20 protein-coding genes are annotated in these 19,600 nt (G+C 70.2%); 8 read left to right on the top strand and 12 right to left on the bottom strand.

From position 1 onward, the window contains the following. On the bottom strand, positions 1-400 hold a 400-nt coding region (locus tag O3X23_RS42135; protein ID WP_269280044.1), incomplete at its 3' end, for a GNAT family N-acetyltransferase. A gap of 405 nt (positions 401-805) precedes the next feature. On the opposite strand from O3X23_RS42135, the gene O3X23_RS42140 reads away from it, so the two are divergent. Next, positions 806-1,300 (top strand): DUF5994 family protein, encoded by a 495-nt coding sequence (locus tag O3X23_RS42140; RefSeq protein ID WP_269280047.1) that lies wholly within the window; start codon positions 806-808, stop codon positions 1,298-1,300. A 162-nt stretch (positions 1,301-1,462) separates the two neighbouring features. Here O3X23_RS42140 and O3X23_RS42145 read toward each other — a convergent pair whose 3' ends face one another. Next, positions 1,463-2,521, bottom strand: coding sequence for a zinc-dependent alcohol dehydrogenase family protein (locus O3X23_RS42145; protein WP_269280050.1), 1,059 nt, complete (start codon positions 2,519-2,521; stop codon positions 1,463-1,465). Between the two features lie 241 nt (positions 2,522-2,762). Between O3X23_RS42145 and ppk2 the strand changes: the two genes are divergently transcribed. Further along, positions 2,763-3,614 carry a polyphosphate kinase 2 gene (ppk2, locus tag O3X23_RS42150; protein ID WP_269280053.1) on the top strand — a complete coding sequence of 284 codons (852 nt, stop codon included), beginning with the start codon at positions 2,763-2,765 and terminating at the stop codon, positions 3,612-3,614. Here the strand turns inward: ppk2 and O3X23_RS42155 are convergent. Then, entirely contained in the window at positions 3,560-3,781 is a 222-nt protein-coding gene (locus tag O3X23_RS42155; RefSeq protein WP_269280056.1) for an oleate hydratase, read from the bottom strand. The genes ppk2 and O3X23_RS42155 overlap by 55 nt on opposite strands. Positions 3,782-4,019: 238 nt before the next feature. On the opposite strand from O3X23_RS42155, the gene O3X23_RS42160 reads away from it, so the two are divergent. The 5 genes from O3X23_RS42160 to O3X23_RS42180 all read left to right on the top strand — a co-directional run bounded on the left by O3X23_RS42160 (position 4,020) and on the right by O3X23_RS42180 (position 9,888). Then, positions 4,020-4,895 (top strand): slipin family protein, encoded by an 876-nt coding sequence (locus O3X23_RS42160; protein ID WP_269280062.1) that lies wholly within the window; start codon positions 4,020-4,022, stop codon positions 4,893-4,895. Between the two features lie 228 nt (positions 4,896-5,123). Beyond that, positions 5,124-6,515 carry an amino acid permease gene (locus O3X23_RS42165; protein WP_443048144.1) on the top strand — a complete coding sequence of 464 codons (1,392 nt, stop codon included), beginning with the start codon at positions 5,124-5,126 and terminating at the stop codon, positions 6,513-6,515. Positions 6,516-6,577: 62 nt separating this feature from the next. Continuing rightward, positions 6,578-7,828, top strand: coding sequence for an arginine deiminase (locus O3X23_RS42170; RefSeq protein WP_269280067.1), 1,251 nt, complete (start codon positions 6,578-6,580; stop codon positions 7,826-7,828). A 70-nt stretch (positions 7,829-7,898) separates the two neighbouring features. Then, positions 7,899-8,921 (top strand): ornithine carbamoyltransferase, encoded by a 1,023-nt coding sequence (gene argF / locus O3X23_RS42175; protein ID WP_269280070.1) that lies wholly within the window; start codon positions 7,899-7,901, stop codon positions 8,919-8,921. 1 nt (position 8,922) lies between these two features. Beyond that, on the top strand, positions 8,923-9,888 hold the full coding sequence (locus O3X23_RS42180; RefSeq protein WP_269280073.1) for a carbamate kinase: 966 nt from the start codon (positions 8,923-8,925) through the stop codon (positions 9,886-9,888). Between the two features lie 72 nt (positions 9,889-9,960). On the opposite strand, the gene O3X23_RS42185 is transcribed toward O3X23_RS42180, so the two are convergent. From O3X23_RS42185 to O3X23_RS42210, 6 genes are all read right to left on the bottom strand, one after another. Continuing rightward, positions 9,961-10,329 (bottom strand): universal stress protein, encoded by a 369-nt coding sequence (locus tag O3X23_RS42185; RefSeq protein ID WP_269280076.1) that lies wholly within the window; start codon positions 10,327-10,329, stop codon positions 9,961-9,963. 168 nt (positions 10,330-10,497) lie between these two features. Continuing rightward, positions 10,498-10,731, bottom strand: a complete 234-nt coding sequence (locus O3X23_RS42190; protein WP_269280079.1) for a DUF5133 domain-containing protein — start codon at positions 10,729-10,731, stop codon at positions 10,498-10,500. A gap of 53 nt (positions 10,732-10,784) precedes the next feature. Beyond that, complete coding sequence (locus O3X23_RS42195) at positions 10,785-13,175, bottom strand: phosphoketolase family protein (RefSeq protein ID WP_269280082.1); 2,391 nt, start codon at positions 13,173-13,175, stop codon at positions 10,785-10,787. A gap of 134 nt (positions 13,176-13,309) precedes the next feature. After that, positions 13,310-13,993, bottom strand: coding sequence for a helix-turn-helix domain-containing protein (locus tag O3X23_RS42200; protein WP_269280084.1), 684 nt, complete (start codon positions 13,991-13,993; stop codon positions 13,310-13,312). Positions 13,994-14,051: 58 nt separating this feature from the next. Continuing rightward, a complete protein-coding gene (locus tag O3X23_RS42205) occupies positions 14,052-14,543 on the bottom strand; it encodes a Crp/Fnr family transcriptional regulator (protein ID WP_269280087.1) in 492 nt (163 codons plus the stop codon). Positions 14,544-14,826: 283 nt separating this feature from the next. Continuing rightward, complete coding sequence (locus O3X23_RS42210) at positions 14,827-15,540, bottom strand: response regulator (protein ID WP_269280090.1); 714 nt, start codon at positions 15,538-15,540, stop codon at positions 14,827-14,829. A 265-nt stretch (positions 15,541-15,805) separates the two neighbouring features. Here O3X23_RS42210 and O3X23_RS42215 point away from each other — a divergent pair, with 265 nt between their 5' ends. Next, positions 15,806-17,521, top strand: coding sequence for a sensor histidine kinase (locus O3X23_RS42215; protein ID WP_269280092.1), 1,716 nt, complete (start codon positions 15,806-15,808; stop codon positions 17,519-17,521). 36 nt (positions 17,522-17,557) lie between these two features. Here O3X23_RS42215 and O3X23_RS42220 read toward each other — a convergent pair whose 3' ends face one another. The 3 genes from O3X23_RS42220 to O3X23_RS42230 all read right to left on the bottom strand — a co-directional run. Then, positions 17,558-18,016, bottom strand: a complete 459-nt coding sequence (locus tag O3X23_RS42220) for a pyridoxamine 5'-phosphate oxidase family protein (RefSeq protein ID WP_269280100.1) — start codon at positions 18,014-18,016, stop codon at positions 17,558-17,560. 169 nt (positions 18,017-18,185) lie between these two features. Further along, positions 18,186-19,103, bottom strand: a complete 918-nt coding sequence (locus O3X23_RS42225; protein WP_269280096.1) for a universal stress protein — start codon at positions 19,101-19,103, stop codon at positions 18,186-18,188. A 149-nt stretch (positions 19,104-19,252) separates the two neighbouring features. Next, the coding region (locus O3X23_RS42230) for a glycosyl hydrolase family 65 protein (RefSeq protein WP_331284017.1) at positions 19,253-19,600 on the bottom strand (348 nt) is incomplete at its 5' end.

The following is a 19,600-nucleotide window of genomic DNA, read 5'->3' on the forward strand; positions in this document are numbered from 1 at the left end:
AGGTGGTGATTCCGTCCTGTCCGGCTCGGTCGACGAGATGCTCCAGGAGCAGGGTTCCCACGCCCTGGTGGTGGAGGTCGTCGGCGACGGTCAGGGCGATCTCCGCGGAGCAGGGGTCGGTCCCGGTCTCGTACTCGGCGAGACCGACGACCTGTCCCGCGAGCAGGGCCAGCAGCGCGCGGTGGCCGGGCGTGGGGGGAGCGCAGACGCGGTCGGCGGCCTGCCGGCCCGCCCGGCGGCTCGCTCCGAGGAACCGGAGTCGCAGATTCTCGGCCGCCAGCCGGTCGAACAGCCACACCACGGCGGCATGGTCCTCCGGCCGGGTGGGCCGTATCGCGACGGTCCTGCCGTCGGCCAGCAGGGCGTGGGTCTTCTGCACGGGGTGTGCGGTGTCCGTCATCACGGTCCCTCTCCTCGGGTTCCGTTCCACGGTCCTGCGGACGGGGGGCAGCGCGCAGGGGCTGGCCGGGCCAGCCGTGGGTGCCGATCGGCCCTGATCGGTGCGGAGGTCGCGGCGATTGTGAGTCGGGCAGGGAAGCTGCGCGACGGGCGCGGCATGACCGTCGATGAGGTGAGGGAGGAACGGGCCGTTCGGCCCCCCGGGGGGACCTGCAAGGCCCCTCTGCTTCCGTGGCCGCGCCTGTGAGGCTGGGCAGTGAGCGGGAGACGACCGCACACCACTCCACGACTCCGCGCGGTACCCCATCGACCGCGGCACGACCACTTTCCGGAGGGTCCCATGTCCGAGCCTCCTGACCCAGCTCAACACGACACCGGGTCCCGGACCCGGGGACAGGTTCCCATCATGACCACCATCAGCTTGTTGCCGGCACCGCACCCGGAGCCGACCGCCACCCCCGCGACCCGAATACTGCTGAAACCGCGCTGCGCCGATCGGGGGATGGTGGACGGTGCCTGGTGGCCCCGCTCGCGTGACCTGGCCAGTGAACTGCCGTCCTTGGTCGCGGGCCTGGACGAGTGCTGGGGCCGCATAACCCGTGTCGCCGTGAACGTCCGCATGTGGCCGGAGATCCCGGAAAAGGTGCCCGCAGGGATCCATACCGTGAGTGTCGGATGGTTCGACGCCGAGCAGGAGCCCGACGATCTGCTGCTGCTCTCCTACACCGTCGGGCGCTGGGACCTGCTGGTCGTGCCGCCCGAGTGCGACCCCGAGCGGGCTGCCCGGCTGATGTCCGCGGCGGCCGATGTGCACAACAGGCAGAGCACCGGCGAGTTGATGGCCGACATCGGGTCGGCCCGGCATCCCACCGCGCACGCGGCCCCGTGGGATGCCATCTGAGGGGCACACCCGTGGGATGCGGCCAGGGCCGGCCCCGTGGGATGCGGCCCTGGCCGCATCCGAACGATGTCTATCTGCCGTCGTCCTCGATGGAGTTCACGCGCAGCGCCGCCCGTCCGGACTCCAGGCGGGCGGCCGGACGGCGACCTGGATCCCGAGCGGTCATGTCCGGTGCTTCGCGGGTCCGCTGCGCAGAACGACCTTCAGTGCGCCGGTGTCGGCGGCTCGGGAGAAGATGTCGTACGCCTCCTCCATGCGGTGCAGCTCGAAGTCGTGCGTCACCAGGGATGACGTGGGCAGTCTTCCGGCGGCCATCATCCGCAGCAGGGCGGGGGTGGAGTAGGTGTCGACCAGTCCGGTGCGGATCGTCAGGTTCTTGCTCCACAGGGCTTCCAGATGGAGTGTCGCGGGCTTGCCGTGCACTCCGACGTTGGCCACGTGCCCGCCGGGGCGCACCATGCGGGTGCACATCTCGAAGCTCTCCGGCACTCCCACCGCCTCGATGACGACATCGGCTCCCAATCCGCCGGTCAGGTCCGAGACCAGCTGCTCGGGGTTCTCCGAGGCGTTCACCACCGTGTCGGCGCCCAGGCGCTTGGCCGCTTCCAGCCGGGCGGGCGCGAGATCGACCGCGATGATCCTGCCCGGCGAGAACAGCTGGGCTGTGGTGATGGCGGCCAGTCCGATGGGGCCGGCGCCGACCACGACGACCGTGTCGCCCGGACCCACCCGCCCGTTCAGTACGCCGACCTCGTACGCCGTGGGATAGATGTCGGCCAGCAGAACGGCGTCCTGGCTGTCCACCGCGGCGGGTAGCGGGTGCACCGACAGGTCGGCGAACGGTACCCGGACGTACTCGGCCTGCGTGCCGTCCACCGTGTGGCCGAGGATCCAGCCACCGCCGCCGAGGCACTGCCCGTAGGCGCCCTCCCGGCAGAAACGGCAGCGTCCGCAGGCGGAGATGCAGGAGACCAGGACCCGGTCGCCGGCCCGGACCGTACGAACGCCACTGCCGACCGCGACGACCTCGCCGACGGCTTCGTGGCCGAGGACCGTGCCCGGCCGGACATCGGGCACGTCGCCCTTGAGGATGTGCAGGTCCGTACCGCAGATGGTGACGGCATCGACGCGGACGATCGCGTCATCGGGGTCCTGGATACCCGGGTCGGGTACGTCCTCCCACGCGGACTGCCCCGGGCCGTGGAAAACGAATGCCTTCATGGTCGTTCCCTTCGTCGAACGCGTCCAGCGGCCTTCCACCGTTTCCGCCCGGGAATCCCGGGCCGCGGGAACGCGCCCGGCGGCGCCGGTGGCCGCTCCCTCAGGTACAGCCTGGCCCGGTGCCGGGCCGGGCGCTTGGGCCACCCGGACCCGGTACGGGGGTCCAACCGGCCCGCATCGCCGAAAGGCCCTAGCGTGGATCCTCAGTACCTTCAGCACCCGCTCTCCGATGGAGGCCGCCGTGGCATCCGGCAAGAAGTCCCGAACGAGCACCCCGCGTCAGGCGCGGCTGCCGCGACGGGTGTACGAGAGCGAGCTGCTCCGGCTGCAGACGGAACTGGTCAAGCTGCAGGAATGGGTGCGGGCCGAGAGTGTGCGGTTGGTGGTGATCTTCGAGGGGCGCGACGCGGCGGGCAAGGGCAGCACCATCAAGCGCGTCACCGAGCGCCTCAATCCGCGGGTCGCCCGGATCGCCGCGCTGCCCGCGCCGACCGAGCGTGAGCGCACGCAGTGGTACTTCCAGCGCTACGTGGAGCAGCTGCCCGCCGCCGGGGAGATCGTGCTGTTCGACCGCAGCTGGTACAACCGCGCCGGCGTCGAGCACGTCATGGGCTTCTGCACCAAGGAGGAGTACGGACGCTTCCTGCACCAGTGCCCGATCTTCGAGCGGATGCTGGTCGAGGACGGCATCCTGCTGCGCAAGTACTGGTTCTCGGTCAGTGACGCCGTACAGGAGGAGCGCTTCCGTGCCCGGCTCGACGATCCCACCCGGCGCTGGAAGCTGTCCCCGATGGACCTGGAGTCCGTCACCCGGTGGGAGGCGTACTCACGGGCCAAGGACGAGATGTTCGTGCACACCGACATCCCCGAAGTGCCCTGGAACGTCGTCGCGAGTGACGACAAGCGCAGCGCGCGGATCAACATGATCAGCGATCTGCTGTCGGCTGTCCCGTACCGCGAGGTGCGGCGGCCGTCGCTGGAACTGCCGCCGCGCCCGCCGTCCACCGGCTACGAGCGGCCGCCGCGCGACTTGCAGACCTACGTGCCCGACCATGCGGCCGCCCTCGGTCGGGGCGGCGGGAAATCCGGCTGAACCGGCCGCGACTCCTCAGCCGAACGCGGTCTCCAGCGCTTCGAAGGCGCAGCGGGCACCACGATGGACATCAGCCAGTTGGAGTCCTTGAACGCCATCAGGCCGCCGGTTCCCGGTGCGTTGCCGGGGAACTCCTCGATGCGCTTCAGCACTGCCGGGCCTCGCATCGCGCCCGGGACCGGTAGCCGTTCAGCCCTGCCACCCGTAGGACCAACGGCCCCTCTTCCGGCCCCAGCAGGCCCTCCACCTCGGTTCGGGGCCCCAGCAGGATGAGGGCAGACGGCGATCCGGCCGTGCTCCGAAGTGGCGAGACGCACCGGTACGCCTGACGACCACGGCCCCCGGTGACGCTCTCACCCGCCAATCGAACCGAGGCACGCCATGCCCGTCCTGATCATTGCTGTCGTGATCCTGTTCCTCCTGCTGATCTGCGCGATGGCCGTGAAGATCGTCAAGCAGTACGAGCAGGGGGTGTTGTTCCGGCTCGGCCGGGTGCTCGGGGAGCGCGAGCCCGGCCTGCGGCTGATCATCCCGTTCGTCGACGTCCTGCACCGGGTGTCGCTGCGGATCGTCACCATGCCGATCCAGTCGCAGGGCATCATCACCCGCGACAACGTCAGCGTCGACGTGTCCGCGGTCGCCTACTTCCGGGTCGTCGACCCGGTGAAATCCGTGGTCGCCATCGAGAACGTGTACGCGGCGATCGACCAGATCGCGCAGACCACGCTGCGCAAGGTCGTGGGCCAGCACACCCTGGACGAGACGCTGTCGGAGACCGACACGATCAACCTGGACATCCGCGAGATCCTCGACGTCACCACGGTCGAGTGGGGCGTCCAGGTGACGCTGGTGGAACTGAAGGACATACAGCTGCCGGACAGCATGAAGCGGGCGATGGCCCGTCAGGCCGAGGCCGAGCGGGAGAAGCGCGCGAAGATCATCAATGCCGAGGGTGAGTCGCTGGCCGCCGCGGCCCTCGGTGACGCCTCGGACGTCATGATGGCCCACCCGCTGGCCCTGCAACTGCGCAACCTGCAGAGCCTGGTGGAGATCGGCGTGGACAAGAACACCACCGTCGTCTTCCCGGCCCCGCTGATGAGCACCATCGGCGAACTCGGGTCCTTCCTGGCCCGTGAGACCGCGGCGGCGATCCCGGTCGCCCCGCCGACGGCCCAGAACGGGGAAGCCCCGCCGGTCACCCATCCCGCCGTCGTCGACATCGCGACGACCGAGGCTCTCACCCTCTCCGCCAACGGCAGTCCTCGCGCGAACGGCAAGTAGCAACCGCACCTGAGGCGGGTCAACGCGACCGGCCGGGCCCCGGCTCCGGTTCGCAGGACGCTGTCCCGTCCGGTGACGCCGACGCCGCACCCCTACCGATCGACGGCGGATCCGTCGCCCTCGACAGTGATCAGAAGTGAGGACGGACCCGTGACCGACAAGGTCAACACCACGCCGACCGACGACGAGACGCCGTCCGGTCCACCCGGCCAGGCACCCGGGAAGGGGATGTTCGGGCTGCCGACCGCGACCGCGCTCGTCATCGGTTCCGTGATCGGTACCGGTGTGTTCGCCCTGCCCACCGCACTGGCTCCCTACGGGCCCATCAGCCTGGTCGCGTTCGTGCTCGTCACCATCGGGGCGCTGGCCCTGGCCTTCACCTTCGGGGCGCTGTCCAAGCGGGTACGGGGGTCCGGCGGCCCCTACGTCTACGCCAGGGACGCCTTCGGTGACTTCGCCGGCTTCCTCAACGCGTGGTCCTACTGGATCACCGCGTGGGCGGGCAACGCGGCCATCGTCGTGGCCTGGGTCGGGTACGTGGAGGTGTTCTGGAACACCGGCCACGCCAAGACCTGGTCGATCGTGATCGCCCTGGTGGGGCTGTGGATACCGGCCCTCATCAACCTCTCCGGGGTTCGGAACATGGCGGTCACCCAGATCGTCACCACGGTGCTGAAGTTCGTCCCCCTGCTGTTCATGGCCACCGTCGGACTGCTGTTCATCAAGGCGCACAACTTCGGGGCCTTCAACGCCAGTGGCACCTCCGCCGGCGCGGCGATCTCCGCCGCCGCGGCCATCGCCCTGTTCAGCTACCTCGGGATCGAGACCGCGTCGGTGGCCGCGGGGCGGGTACGGGACCCGCACCGCAACGTGGGCCGGGCGACGGTACTCGGTACCGTCGGCTGCGCGATCGTCTACATCCTGGGCACGGTGACCGTGTTCGGCACCGTCTCCAACGCGGCGTTGCAGAAGTCCGCCGCGCCGTTCACCGACTCGGCGGATGCCATCTTCGGCGGCCGCTGGGCCGGCCAGGCCGTTGCGATCGCCGCGATCGTCTCCGGACTGGGCGCCCTGATCGGCTGGACCCTCATCGTCGCCGAAATGCCGATGGCCGCGGCCAAGGACCGCCTGTTCCCTGCCGCGTTCGGTCGTACCCGTAAGGGGGTTCCGGCGTTCGGGATCGTGAGCTCGACGCTGCTCGCATCCGTCCTGACGGCTGTCAGCTACAGCCAGTTCGAGAAGGTCTTCACCACCCTCGTCCTGCTCTCGGTGGTCACCGCCGTGATCCCCTACATCTTCAGTGCCGGCGCCCAGCTGTACTGGCTGCTCACCCGCGGGCGCCAGACCCGGTGGCCGCACCTGCTCCGCGACTGCGGGGTGTCCGCCGTCGCCCTGGCCTTCTCGTTCTGGTCCCTCGCCGGCAGCGGCTACCAGGCCGTCTACTACGGGCTGTTCTGCCTGCTCCTCGGTCTGCCTGTCTACATCTGGCTCAAGGCCGCCCGCCACGAGTACGGCGAGACCCCCGTGATCCCGGCCGGCGAGCCGTCCCTGACACCTGCCGCCGCCGGTCCGGCCCAGCCCGTGGCTCCGGCGGACACCCCGGCGGGGCACACGACGTGACCCGGTCCACGGCACCTTCCGGAACGGGCCCCCGATCTTCACCGCCCCTCAAGGAGACCACCATGACCCGCACCTTCGGTGTGCATTCCGAGGTCGGCCCGCTGCGCGAGGCCATCGTCCACCGCCCCGGGCTGGAGCTGAACCGCCTGACGCCCGGCAACTGCGACGAACTGCTCTTCGACGACGTCCTGTGGGCCGCCAAGGCCCGCGAGGAGCACGACATCTTCGTCCAGGTACTGCGGGACCGCGGCACGACGGTCCACCACTTCGACCACCTCCTCGCGCAGACGCTGGAGCGTCCGGAGGCACGGGCCTTTGTCCTGGACAGGATCTGCACTCCGGAACTGGTGGGCCCCACCCTGGCGCCGGCACTGCGCCGACTTGCGGACGACACGGACTCCGCGACCCTCACCGAGTTGCTCATCGGCGGAGTGACCCGTGCCGACCTGTCTCCCCTGCGGGTGCGCAGCTTGCGCTGGCAGACCCTGGACCTCGACGACTTCGTTCTCCCGCCCCTGCCCAACACGCTGTTCCAGCGGGACAACTCGGCCTGGATCTACGGCGGTGTCACGATCAACCCGATGGCCAAGGCCGCCCGGCAGCGCGAGTCGCTGCACAGTCGCGCCGTGTACACGTTCCACCCGCTGTTCGCGGACGCGACCTTCCCCGTGTACTACGGCAACGACGACACCAACCATCAGCCGGCCACCCTCGAAGGCGGTGACATTCACGTCCTGGGCCGTGGGGTCGTCCTGATCGGGATGGGGGAGCGGAGCACGTCGACGGGGGTGGAGATCCTGGCCCGCGAGCTGTTCCGCAGCGGGCAGGCCACCACCGTGATCGCCGTCGAACTGCCCAAGTCGCACGCGTTCATGCATCTGGACACCGTTCTGACGATGATCGATGTCGATACCTTCGTCCGTTATCCCTACCTCGACCCGAAGACCCTGCGCACCTGGGTGATCACCCCCGCCGACGAGCAGGAGACCGTCGAGCACGACACGGCGGGCCTGCACGTCGAGCGGCGGGACGACCTGTTCGCCACCATCGCCGATGCCCTGGGCCTGGACAAGATTCGCGTGCTCACCGCCGACGAGGACGCGCGGGCGGCCGAGCGCGAGCAGTGGGACGACGCCAACAACTTCCTCACCGTCGCACCCGGGGTGGTGGTCGGCTACGAACGCAACACCGTGACCAACACGATGCTGCGGGACAACGGCATCGAGGTCATCAGCATCCCCGGCAGCGAACTGGGCCGCGGCCGGGGCGGGGCACGGTGCATGACCTGCCCCACCCGGCGTGACGGCGTCTGACCCCGCCGGCGGCCCGCGCCCCGGCGAACCCGCCACCATCCACGACCAACCCTCTGTAAGGACTGCCCCCATGCGCCTTCCGACGCCCACGACCGTCACCCACCACCGGCCCGGCTCCCTCCTGAAGGAGCTCGACCTCGACAAGGCGGGATTCCTGGCGCTGATCACCGCGGCCGGGCAGCTCAAGGCAGCCAAGGCGAACGGGTCCGAGCGCCCCCGGCTGACGGGCAGGAACATCGCGCTGGTCTTCGAGAAGAGCTCCACGCGCACCCGCTGCGCTTTCGAAGTCGCCGCCCACGACCAGGGCGCGCACGTCACCTACCTGGGGCCGGAGGGCTCCCACATCGGACGTGAGGAGTCGATCCGTGACACCGCCCGGGTCCTGGGCCGGATGTTCGACGGCATCGAGTTCCGCGGATTCGCCCAGGACACCGTTGAGGAACTGGCCGAGCACGCCGGCGTCCCGGTGTGGAACGGGCTCACCGACTCCTGGCACCCCACCCAGATGCTCGCCGACATCCTCACCATGACCGAGCACCACCCCGGCCCCGTCGAGGAGATCGCCTACTGCTTCCTGGGCGACGGACGCAACAACGTGGCCCGCTCGCTGCTGATCACCGGCGCACTGCTCGGCATGGATGTCCGCATCGCCGCCCCCCGCGACCTGTGGCCCCCGGAGGACGTGATCGCCGAGGCCGACCGGCTCGCGGTGACCAGCGGGGCGCGCGTGCTGGTGACCGAGGATGTCGAGCGGGGCGTGGCGGGCGCCGACTTCGTCTACACCGATGTGTGGGTCAGCATGGGGGAGTCGGACGAGCAGTGGAGCACCCGCATACCGCAGCTGCTGCCCTATCGGGTCACCGAGAAGGTGCTTCTGGCCTCCGGTAAACCCGACACGAAGTTCCTGCACTGCCTGCCCTCCGTCCACGATCGCAGCACGCAGCTCGGCCGGCGGCTGTTCGACCGGTTCGGTCTCGACGGCGCGGAAGTCACCGACGATGTCTTCGAGTCACGGCACTCCGTGGTCTTCGACCAGGCGGAGAACCGCTTGCACACCATCAAGGCCGTCCTCGTCGCCGCGCTGGGTGCCTGAGATGCGCATCGTGGTCGCGATCGGCGGCAACGCCCTCCTGCGGCGCGGTGAGAGGCCCGACGCCACCGTGCAGGTCGACCACATCCGCGCTGCCGCCCAGGCCCTCGCACCGCTGGCGCTGCGGCACGAGCTGATCATCTGTCACGGCAACGGCCCGCAGGTCGGGATGCTCTCCCTGGAGAGCGAGAACGACCCGGAACTGACCCACCCGTACCCGTTCGACGCGCTGGTCGCGCAGACTCAGGGCATGATCGGCTACTGGCTGGCCCGGTCGTTGCGCAACGCGGGGGTGAGCAAGCCGGTCATGAGCCTGGTCACGCAGACGCTGGTCGACCCGTCCGACCCCGCCTTCACGACCCCGGCGAAGTTCGTCGGCCCGGGATACCCGTACGAGCAGGCCCGGCAACTCGCCGACCGGCACGGTTGGACGATCGCTGCGGACGGCGACCGCTGGCGCCGAGTCGTCGCCTCACCCGCGCCCCAGCGGATCATCGAGCAGGAGTCGATCGACCGGCTGCTCGACCACGACTCCATCGTCATCTGCGGGGGAGGCGGCGGGATCCCGGTCGCCGAGGACGGTGCCGGTCAGCTGCGGGGCGTTGAGGCGGTGGTCGACAAGGACGCGACGGCCGCTCTTCTCGCGGTGGCCGTCAAGGCGGACCGGCTGCTGATCCTCACGGACGTGCCCGCGGTGATGGAGCGCTTCGGCACACCGCAGGCCACCCCGCTGCGCCGACTGACCCTGGACACGCGGGAAACACGGCACTTCCCCGCGGGGTCGATGGGACCCAAGATCGCGGCATGCCGGCACTTCGTCGGGACCACTGGCCGGCCGGCGGCCATCGGAGCGCTCGACGCCGCCGCCGCGGTTCTCGCCGGCGACGCCGGGACCGTCGTCGTCCCCGGCGGCCCGTCGGACGCGGGCACCGGGGTCACGGCAGGCACGACTGCGGAGCTCGCGCACTGACGACCCCGCCGGCCCGGCTGCTGCGCCGGGCCGGCGGGGTTCGGGCTGTCGGGACGCCGCCCGGCCAACACCTCATTCAGGTATGACGACCACCGGGCACGGTGCGTGCTGGACACAGTGCTGGCTCACCGAGCCGAGGAGGATTCCGGCGAAGGTGCCGTGCCCCCGGCTGCCCACGGCCAGCAGCCGCGCTCCGGCCGAGGCCTCCAGGAGCACCTCTGCCGGATGTCCCTCCACGACGCGGGTGAGCACCTCGACGGGCCGGTCGACCTGTCCTGACACCTCCGCGACGGCCGCGTCGAGCTCCTTGCGGACGCTCGCCGCGATCTCACTGGTATCGATCGACCCGGGCGCCCAACCGTAACTGTAGATATAGGTGTCGGGGTTCTGCCAGGTGGTGATCGCCTCGACGGTGGTGTCGGTGAGCCGTGCGTAGGTCATCGCTCATTTCAGCGCCGACTTGGAGCACTCCGATCCGTCGACTCCGACGACCACGCGTCGTGTGTGTTCCCCGGTCTGCTGTGGCATGGTCCATCTCCTGGAATCGAGGGCGGCCGGCTGTCGGGCCGGCCGCCGTGTGTGTGCCGCATATGGCTCGGCCGGAAGGACCTAGCCGACGGCGGTGGGTGGGGGAGGGGCAGTCGAGCCCCGCCGGGTCTGTTCGCGGGCCGCGATGAGCGCCGCCCCGATGACACGGGTGCCGGTGGAGACGCACAACGTGTAGACCGTGTCCTGGAGTTGCCGCTGGACGGAGGGATCCACGGCGTCGGAGCGGGCGAGTAGGCGCAGTGCGTCGTACCGTTCCAGCAGGTTCCGCAGTACGGCGGGGTGGGCCATCAGCATGACGGGGGTTCCCTCCACTCGGCGGTTCGGGTGGTTGTTCCGTGCGGACGGTGTCAGCCGGTCCAGGTCCAGTCGGCGACCTCGGGCAGGTCCACTCCGTGTTCGCGGATCCAGGAGTGGTGGCGCAGCCGGACGTCCTCCATGTCCTGGCGGACGGCGGCGGCGCGGACGGCGAGGCCGGGAACGCGGTCGATGACGTCCATGACCAGGCGGTAGCGGTCGAGGTCGTTGCGGACCACCATGTCGAAGGGTGTGGTGGTGGTGCCCTCCTCCTTGTAGCCGCGCACATGCAGGTTCGCGTGGCCGGCACGACGGTAGGCGAGCCGGTGGATGAGCCACGGGTAGCCGTGGTACGCGAAGACGACCGGCTTGTCGCGGGTGAAGAGGGCGTCGAACTCGGCGTCGTGCATGCCGTGCGGGTGCTCCTCCTTCGGCTGGAGCCGGGACAGGTCGACCACGTTGACGACCCGCACCCGCAGTTCCGGCAGATGCACGCGCAGCAGCTGCGCGGCAGCCAGGACTTCCAGCGTGGGAACGTCCCCGGCGCACGCCAGCACCACGTCGGGCTCGCCGGCGCCGTCCTCGGTGCCGGCCCACTGCCAGACGCCGGCGCCGCGGGCGCAGTGCGCGCGGGCCTGCTCCAGGGAGAGCCAGTCGAAGCAGGGCTGCTTGCCGGCCACGACGACGTTGACGTAGTCGCGGCTGCGCAGCACGTGGTCGGCCACCGACAGCAGGGTGTTGGTGTCCGGGGGCAGATAGACCCGTACGACCTCCGGGCTCTTGCTCAGGACGTGGTCGATGAAACCGGGGTCCTGGTGGGAGAAGCCGTTGTTGTCCTGCCGCCACACGTGCGAGGTGAGCAGGTAGTTCAGCGACGCGATGGGACGGCGCCAGGGCAGCCGCCGGGAGACCCGCAGCCATTTGATGTGCTGGTTGACCATCGAGTCGACGATGTGGACGAACGCCTCGTAGCAGGAGAACAGCCCGTGCCTGCCGGTCAGGAGGTAGCCCTCGAGCCAGCCCTGGCAGGTGTGTTCGGACAGGATCTCCATGACCCTGCCGTGCCGGTCGAGGTGCTCGTCGACCTCCAGGGTTTCGCCCTGCCACGCCTTGCCCGTGGCCCGGTAGACGTTCTGTAGCCGGTTGGAGGCAGTCTCGTCCGGGCCGACCAGCCGGAAGTCACGGCGCTCCGCGGTGTCCTCCATGATCGTCTCCAGCAGATCACCCAGGACGCGCGTCGGCTCATGGAGGGTCACGCCGGGCTTGTCGACGGGAACGGCGTACCGCTCCAGCGCCGGCATCGGCAGGTCCCGCAGCAGCAGACCGCCGTTCGCGTGCGCACTCGCGCCGAGCCTCCGCTCGTCGTCCGGCAGGCATTCCAGCACCTGATCGCGCGGCCGGCCACGTTCGTCGAACAGTTCGGCCGGCCGATAGGACTTCAGCCACGCCTCCAGCTGGCGCAGGTGCTCGGGGTTGTCCCGTACTCCGGACAGCGGGACCTGGTGGGCGCGCCACGTGCCCTCGACGGGAAGGCCGTCGACCTCCGCGGGACCGGTCCAGCCCTTGGGGGTGCGAAGGACGATCATCGGCCAGCGGGCGCGTTCTCCGACGCCCTCCTCGCGGGCGGTGCGCTGGATGAGGGCGATGCGGTCCAGTGCGGTGTCCATCGCGCGGGCCATGGCCTGGTGCACCAGCAGCGGGTCGTCCCCGGTGACGTGGATCGGCTCGTGGCCCAGCCCGCGCATCAGGTCGTCGAGTTCCGGCTCGGGGATCCGCGCCAGCACGGCGGGGTTGGCGATCTTGTAGCCGTTCAGATGCAGGATCGGCAGCACCGCTCCGTCGTTCACCGGGTCGAGGAACTTGTTGGAGTGCCACGAGGCGGCCAGCGGGCCCGTCTCGGCCTCACCGTCGCCGATGACACAGGCGACGAGCAGGTCGGGGTTGTCCAGCGCGGCTCCGTAGGCGTGCGAGAGCGAGTAACCCAGCTCCCCGCCCTCGTGGATCGACCCGGGCGTCTCCGGGGCCACGTGGCTGGGGACCCCGCCGGGGAACGAGAACTGCCGGAACAGCTTGCCCATGCCCGCCGCGTCCCGGCCGATGTCGGGGTAGGTCCGGCTGTAGGTCCCCTCCAGCCAGGAGTTCGCCAGCACCGCCGGCCCGCCGTGTCCCGGTCCCCACACGCACAGCGCGTCCTGGTCGCGCGCCTTGATCACCCGGTTGAGGTGGGTGTGGACGAGGTTCAGGCCGGGCGAGGTGCCCCAGTGGCCCAGCAATCGGGGCTTGATGTGCTCCGGCAGCAGGGGTTCGGTGAGCAACGGGTTGGCCATCAGATAGATCTGACCGACGGCCAGATAGTTCGCCGCCCGCCAATGCGCGTCCAGTGCCGCCAGTTCGGCAGCGTCCAGGTAAGTATCCTTATGCGTCTCTGAGTTGGTGCCAGGCATATCCGTCTCCTCCGCGAGCGCCGAACCGGACTCGTTCCTACTGTGCGACGCGGTGGGGCTTCATCTCTTGGGCCGAAGAGGGATGCTCGCAGGGCCGAACGGCCCTCGTTGCGGGTTCCGGGCGACCGGCGGGGTCAGCGGACGTGAATCCGGCGTCCGGTGATGCGGTCCGGGCCGATCCGCACCCACAGGGCGCGGTCGCCACCGGCCCAGGGGCCGCTGTGGGCCCGCTGGATGAGGTCCTGGACGGTGTCCGGGTCCGTGACGTGCTCGGAGCTGCCGACCACGAGCACGCTCCATCCCTGGCTCAGGGCCTCGTCGATATGATCCACCTCGAAGGCGACCCGGGTCCCGATCGACAGGGCGGGCGCGGACTCCGCGGATGTTCTGAAGACCAGCGACCCGTCCACCATCTGGTAGTTGACCGGGATGATGGCGGGGCCGTCGTGCCCGGTGACGGCGACACGTCCCACCCCGTGCGTGGACAGCCGTGCCCGGCACTCCTCGGGGGTCATCTCCGCCAGTTCCGGATGGCGGGCCGCCTTTTGGAGGCCGGGAGGCAGGTTCGTGCTGCCCCCGCGCAGCTCGGACACCGTGGTCTGCAGCGCGTCGGCGAGGCCGAGGAGGAGGACCGCGCTGGGGACGGCGGTCGGCTGTTGCTCCAGATACTCCAGATAGGGCGTCGCCATACCTGCCCGGTCGGCCACCTGTTCGCGGGTGAGACCGAGGTGCTCGCGGCGCGACGCCAGCCGCCGTCCCATGTCTCCGGCAGGCCGCGGGCTGACGGCGGCGGGGTCTGTTCTCGTCTGCTGGTTCATGACCGATCGCTTCCCTGAGGATGTCGGTGGGTACTCCTGGCCGGTGCCGACCGGGGTGTCAGCTGTCGTCCTCCGGACCGCCCACCGATACGGAGCTGCCGTGGCTCACGCCGAAGGGGCCGTACAGGTCGAGCAGCCGGGTGCGTGTGGAGTGCAACCGCTTCCCGATGACCGCCGCGCAGAGCAGGACGAACTCCTGCCCCAGCGCGGGATCGGCCGCACACAGGTCACGAACCGCCGCCGCCGGGAACTCCCTGGCCTGCACGGCGGTATGCGCCTGGGCGCCGAGCTGCCACCGGAACGGCGGGAACAGCCAGGACCATCCAAGGAGTTCGCCCGCGCAGAGGGTTTGCACCACGAGCGCCTGACGCCCGGGGACATGCAGGTCCAGGGCCACCTCGCCGCGGTCCAGGACCCAGAAGCGTGTGGCTGTCCGGTGTGCGTCGAAGATGCGTGCACCCGCGGGGAAGGAGACCGGTGAGGACAGCGCCACCAGCCGGTCACGGTGTGCGGTGGTGAGGGAGTCGAGGATGGAATGGGTCGTGGACATCGCCCTGTCCGTTCCGCGGCTCCACGGTCTTCGACGTGCCGCAGGCGTGGTCGCGCTTCGCCGCTGTGGTTGTCATCGGGCCCGCCTGCACCTTCATCCTCACGCTCGGGTGCGGGTGCGGGCAGGGGCCGAACGTCCTCAGCTGCCGGCAGGGTGGCCCGGGCAGGGCGACATCGCGGGCGGGCCGGCTACGGAAGGCGAAGGCACGGTCACCGCGTGTGGCGGGGCGAGGCGTGGTTCATCGAGCGGCCCACGCAGGAGCAACGCGCGTCCAGCGCGAGGGTCACCGTCGGCTGCCGGCGTCGTGCCGGCTTTCCATGGTCAGCCGGTCCTGGGCCTGGGTCGCGATCACGGCGGCCTGGACCCGGCGTTCCACTCCGAGCTTGGCGAGCAGCCGTGAGATGTGGTTCTTGACCGTCTTCTCCGCCAGGAAGAGCCGTTGGCCGATCTGCCGGTTGGTCAGCCCTTCGCCGACCAGCGCCAGAATCTCCCGCTCCCGGTCGGTCAGACTGGGCAGCGCCTGCAGTTCCGGGGCCGGCTCCTCCGCACCGCGCAGTTTGGCCATCAGCCGGGCCGCCGCGCTGGGGTCGAGTGTCGACTGTCCGGACGCGACGGTGCGGACGGCCGAGACCAGGTCCGAGCCACGGATCTGTTTCAGTACGAACCCCGAGGCGCCGGCCATGATCGCGTCGAGGAGGGCCTCCTCGTCGTCGAAGGAGGTGAGCATCAGGCAGATGAGGTCGGGCATCCTGGAGCGCAGTTCCCGGCAGACCGTCACGCCATCACCGTCCGGCAGCCGCACGTCCAGCACGGCGACCTGCGGGCGGAGCGCGGGAATGCGGACGAGGGCGTGCTCGACGGTGCCGGCTTCGCCGATCACGGTGATGTCCGGCTCATCGTCCAGGAGGTCACGCACCCCGCGCCGCACCACTTCGTGGTCGTCGAGCAGGAAGACCGTGATCCCGGCCGCGGGGGTGGGACGGTCACTGTCGGACATCAAAGCTCCTGAATCCTGCGCCGGGATTCCCTGACCAGCGGGCAGGCCCCGGACCGCGCTCACCGATCAGTCTGCGGCGCACGGCCCAGTGGCGACAGGGCCGGGTGGCCCTGATCCGGTTGTTTCGCGGGCGTATACCTCCCATTCTGCGCTCTTCGGGCGCCCGACGCGCCCGGCAGTGCCCGCGGCGTCAGGCGGCGAGTACGGTGAAGGGGACTGAGGCGGCTGTTGCCCGTCCCGTCACCATGCACCTGGAGGCATTTCGGTGAGTAACATCGACGAGGGCCTCGGACAGTCCCCGCATGTGCGACTCGACGAGCTCTTGGAGGAACTGCAGACCCGGCTGGTCGCGGCGCGCGGCACCAGGGACCAGGTTCGCACTCTGCTGGAAGCGGTGCTCTCCGTCGGGCGTGAGCTGGATCTGGAGCAGGTGCTGCGCAGTATCGTCGAGGCGGCGGCCGTGCTGGTGAAGGCCGAGTACGCGGCCCTGGGTGTGATCGGGCCGGACGGTGAGCGGCTCGCCGAGTTCCTGACGGTCGGTATGTCCCCCGCGCAGATTACCGGGATCGGCCCGTACCCGTCGGGGCACGGGATCCTGGGCGTTCTGATCCGCGATCCGCACCCGTTGCGGCTTCCGCGGATCTCCGATCACCCTTCGTCGTACGGTTTCCCGTCGAACCACCCCCCGATGGATTCGTTCCTCGGTGTACCGATCCGGGTGCGCGACCACGTCTTCGGCAATCTGTACCTGACGGAGAAGCGCGGTGGCGGGCAGTTCGACGCCGAGGACGAGTCCGTCCTGGCCACGTTGGCCGTGGCCGCCGGGGTGGCGATCGACAAGGCGCGGCTGTACGAGGAGTCCAGGCGGCGCGAGCGCTGGCTCCAGGCCAACGCGGAAATCACGCACACGCTCATGGCCGGCAGCCCGCGCAGCGCGGTCATCAGCCTCATCGCCGAGCGCGCCCGCGAGATCACCGGTGCGGAACTGGCCCTCGTCGCGCTGCCCGTCGAGAATTCCGCGACGCTCGCCGTGGATCTGGTCATCGGGAGGGATGCGCCCGCTCTGCGCGGTCTGGTCGTGCCGGTCGAGGGCAGCCTCCTGGGTGCGGCCTTCTCCTCTGGCAAGCCCGTGACCAGCGACAACATCAGCCAGGACACGTCGGTCCGTACGGACCTGCCGCGCGAGGAGCGGCTGGAGGCCGCGGTCGCGGTCCCCATCGGTACCGGTGACGGTCCCCGTGGCGTCCTGCTCCTGGTCCGCTTGGCCGGCGGAACGGCCTTCACCGACGAGGAGATCGAGCCCCTGCAGAACTTCGCCGGTCAAGCGGCGGTGGCGATGGAACTGGCCGAACGGCGTACGGTCGCCGAGCAGATCGCGCTCCTGGAGGACCGCGACCGGATCGCCCGCGATCTGCACGACCTCGCGATCCAGCGCCTGTTCGCCACGGGTATGACGCTGCAGAGCGCGGGCCGCTTCATCGAGCACCCTCAGGCCTCGGAACGCGTCCGGCGCGCCGTGGACGACCTGGACGAGACCATCAAGATCATCCGGTCGACCATTTTCGGTCTGCGGTCCCGGGAGTCCGGCGCGGAGCACACCCTTCGGGCCCGCACGGTGCGGGTCGTCTCGGACTCCGCCGCGGTTCTCGGCTTCACCCCGAGCGTGCGGATGGAGGGGTTGCTGGACACCCAGGTGCCCCAAGAGGTCGCCGACCATGTACTGGCGGTGCTGGCGGAGTCGCTGACCAATGCCGCGAAGCACGCCCACGCCACCCGGGTGCAGGTTGCCCTGGAGACCGACGGCCGTCAGGTCGTCCTCACGACGACCGACAACGGGGTCGGCCTGCCGGCGGAACGGTCCGGTAACGGCCTGCGGAACTTGCGCGAGCGCGCCCAGCAACTGGGCGGAGACATGGAGTTGAGCTGCCCCCCGGACGGGGGGACCACGCTCGTCTGGCACGCACCTGTGCTGACGGGGTAGCCGGCGCACGACGGACTCGTCCTGAACCCGCCGCGATCACGGCATGTCGGCGGGAGACAGTTTCACGCGCTCTGTCGCGACATATCCGTTCCGGTCGACCACGCGTCCCGCGACGAGTTCGGGCTCGATATGGATGAAGACACCGTCGTCCGTCTCCAGCCACGGCCGCGGGCCGCTGGACCGCAGGCGTGCCTCCTTGACCGGGTTGGTGACCACCGAAGCCCGGCCGGTGACCACCACACTCCATCCGGTGTGCCCGGCCTCGTCGAAGTGGTCCGCCTCGAACGCGACCACCGCGCCCTGCACCGCGCGAGCCATGTGCGAAGCGGCAGACGCCTGGAACAGCACCGAACCGTCCGAGTCCAGGCGGAAGTGCACCGGCAGAACGGTCGGCAGGGCATCCTCGGTGTAGATGACCCGGCCGATTGTCACCAGAGACAGCAGACGCAGGCTCTCCCGGCGATCCAACTCGCGGAATCCGTTGTGTCGGTGCATCGTTTGGTCCTTAATACCGTCCGTGCAGTCATGACGATCCATTCGCCCACTGACCATGCTTTCTCATGGCACTCGCACACAATAGGGCCGTGAGTCCCGGACCGGGGCCGGATGGCCCTGGCCACCACTCCGCGGACGTGCCCCGAACACTCGACGTGCCCGGCCGCGCTCAGTCATGCGGGACGACCGCGACCGGCGCGGCGGCGTGGTGCAGCACCGCGTGAGTGACCGAGCCGATGTGCACGCCGAGCGATGAGGCGCGGGTGCGCCGACCGACGACGACCAGGCCGGCGCTGCGGGCGGAGTCCACCAGATGGTGGGAGGCTCGGCCGATCACCGCCTGCGCGGTGACCACCACTCCGGGGAACTTCTCCTGCCACGGGCGCAGGGCGTCCGCCAGCGCGGTCTTCTTCTGCTCGGCCAGTTCCCCGCCGACATCCTGGTTCACGGCGACATCCGCAGTCCCGAAGGTGTAGTAGGCCGGCAGGTACCACCCGTGGACGACGCGCAGTGCCGCCTGCCGCACGGCGGCAGCTTCGAAGGCGAACCCGATCACCGCTTCGCTCGGCCTGTTCAGGTCGAGGCCCAGCACCACATCGCGGGGCGGCACCGGCAGGCCGGTCACGGACTTGTCCGCGCCCCGCCCCTGGCCGCCCGGTTCCCCGGCCCGGACCAGGACGACCGGCCGGGTGGCCCGTCCCACGACCCCGAGTGCGACCGAGCCGACCAGGAAACCGGCGATGGCACCCAGCCCTCGTGAGCCGATGACCAGCATCTCCGTATCGCTCGCGGCGCCGAGGAGAGCCGCTACCGGCTCGTTGGATATCTGGTCGCCGTCGACCGGCAGGTCGGGGTGGCGCAGCCGTACCTGCGCCTCGGCGTCGCGCAGCACACGATCCCCCCAGTGCCCCTGCGGAGGACCGGGACCGCCCAGCGGGGTGTGCGGGGTGACACCGTCGGGCTGCCACTCGGCGGCGTGGACGAGACGAAGGCGCAGACCGCGGCGCCGCGCTTCTCCGGCCGCCCAGTCGGCTGCGGCCACGCTCTCGGGGGAACCGTCCAGGCCGGCGGTGATGGTGGGGAACATGGTGGGGACCTCTCTCGGTGATGTGGGTCCAGCCTTCCGGCCGTCGGCCGGCGGGAGTAGGGCCGCAAGGCCCCCTCCCGTGGCCGATCGGCTCCGCCAAGCTGGACGGGCGTACCCCGCCGGATGCGGCGGGAGAGCATGTGCTCCGGTCAGTGCGGAAGATCGAGCGTGCGGGTGGTGCCCGGGGCGATGCTCAGGGAGCGACCCGCCAGCTGAACGCCGACCGGCGGTTCGTCGGACGGCGGGACGCTGATGCTCAGACTGCCGGCGCGCACGGCCAGTCCGATGCCCCAGTGGCTGCGATAGCGGAGGGAGAGACTGTACTCCGACAGTTCCGGCAGGGGCGCCGGGTCGAGCGACAACTCGTCCCCGCGGACCTCCAGGCCGGTCAGGCCGCGCTGGACGAGGTCGAGCGTGCCGGCCATGGCGCCCAGGTGAATGCCCTCGGCGGTGGTGCCGCCCTGAAGGTCGGCCACGTCTCCGGTGAGCGCCTCCTG

Origin of the sequence: Streptomyces sp. H39-S7, from assembly GCF_027158205.1 — a bacterium.
GTDB lineage: Bacteria > Actinomycetota > Actinomycetes > Streptomycetales > Streptomycetaceae > Actinacidiphila.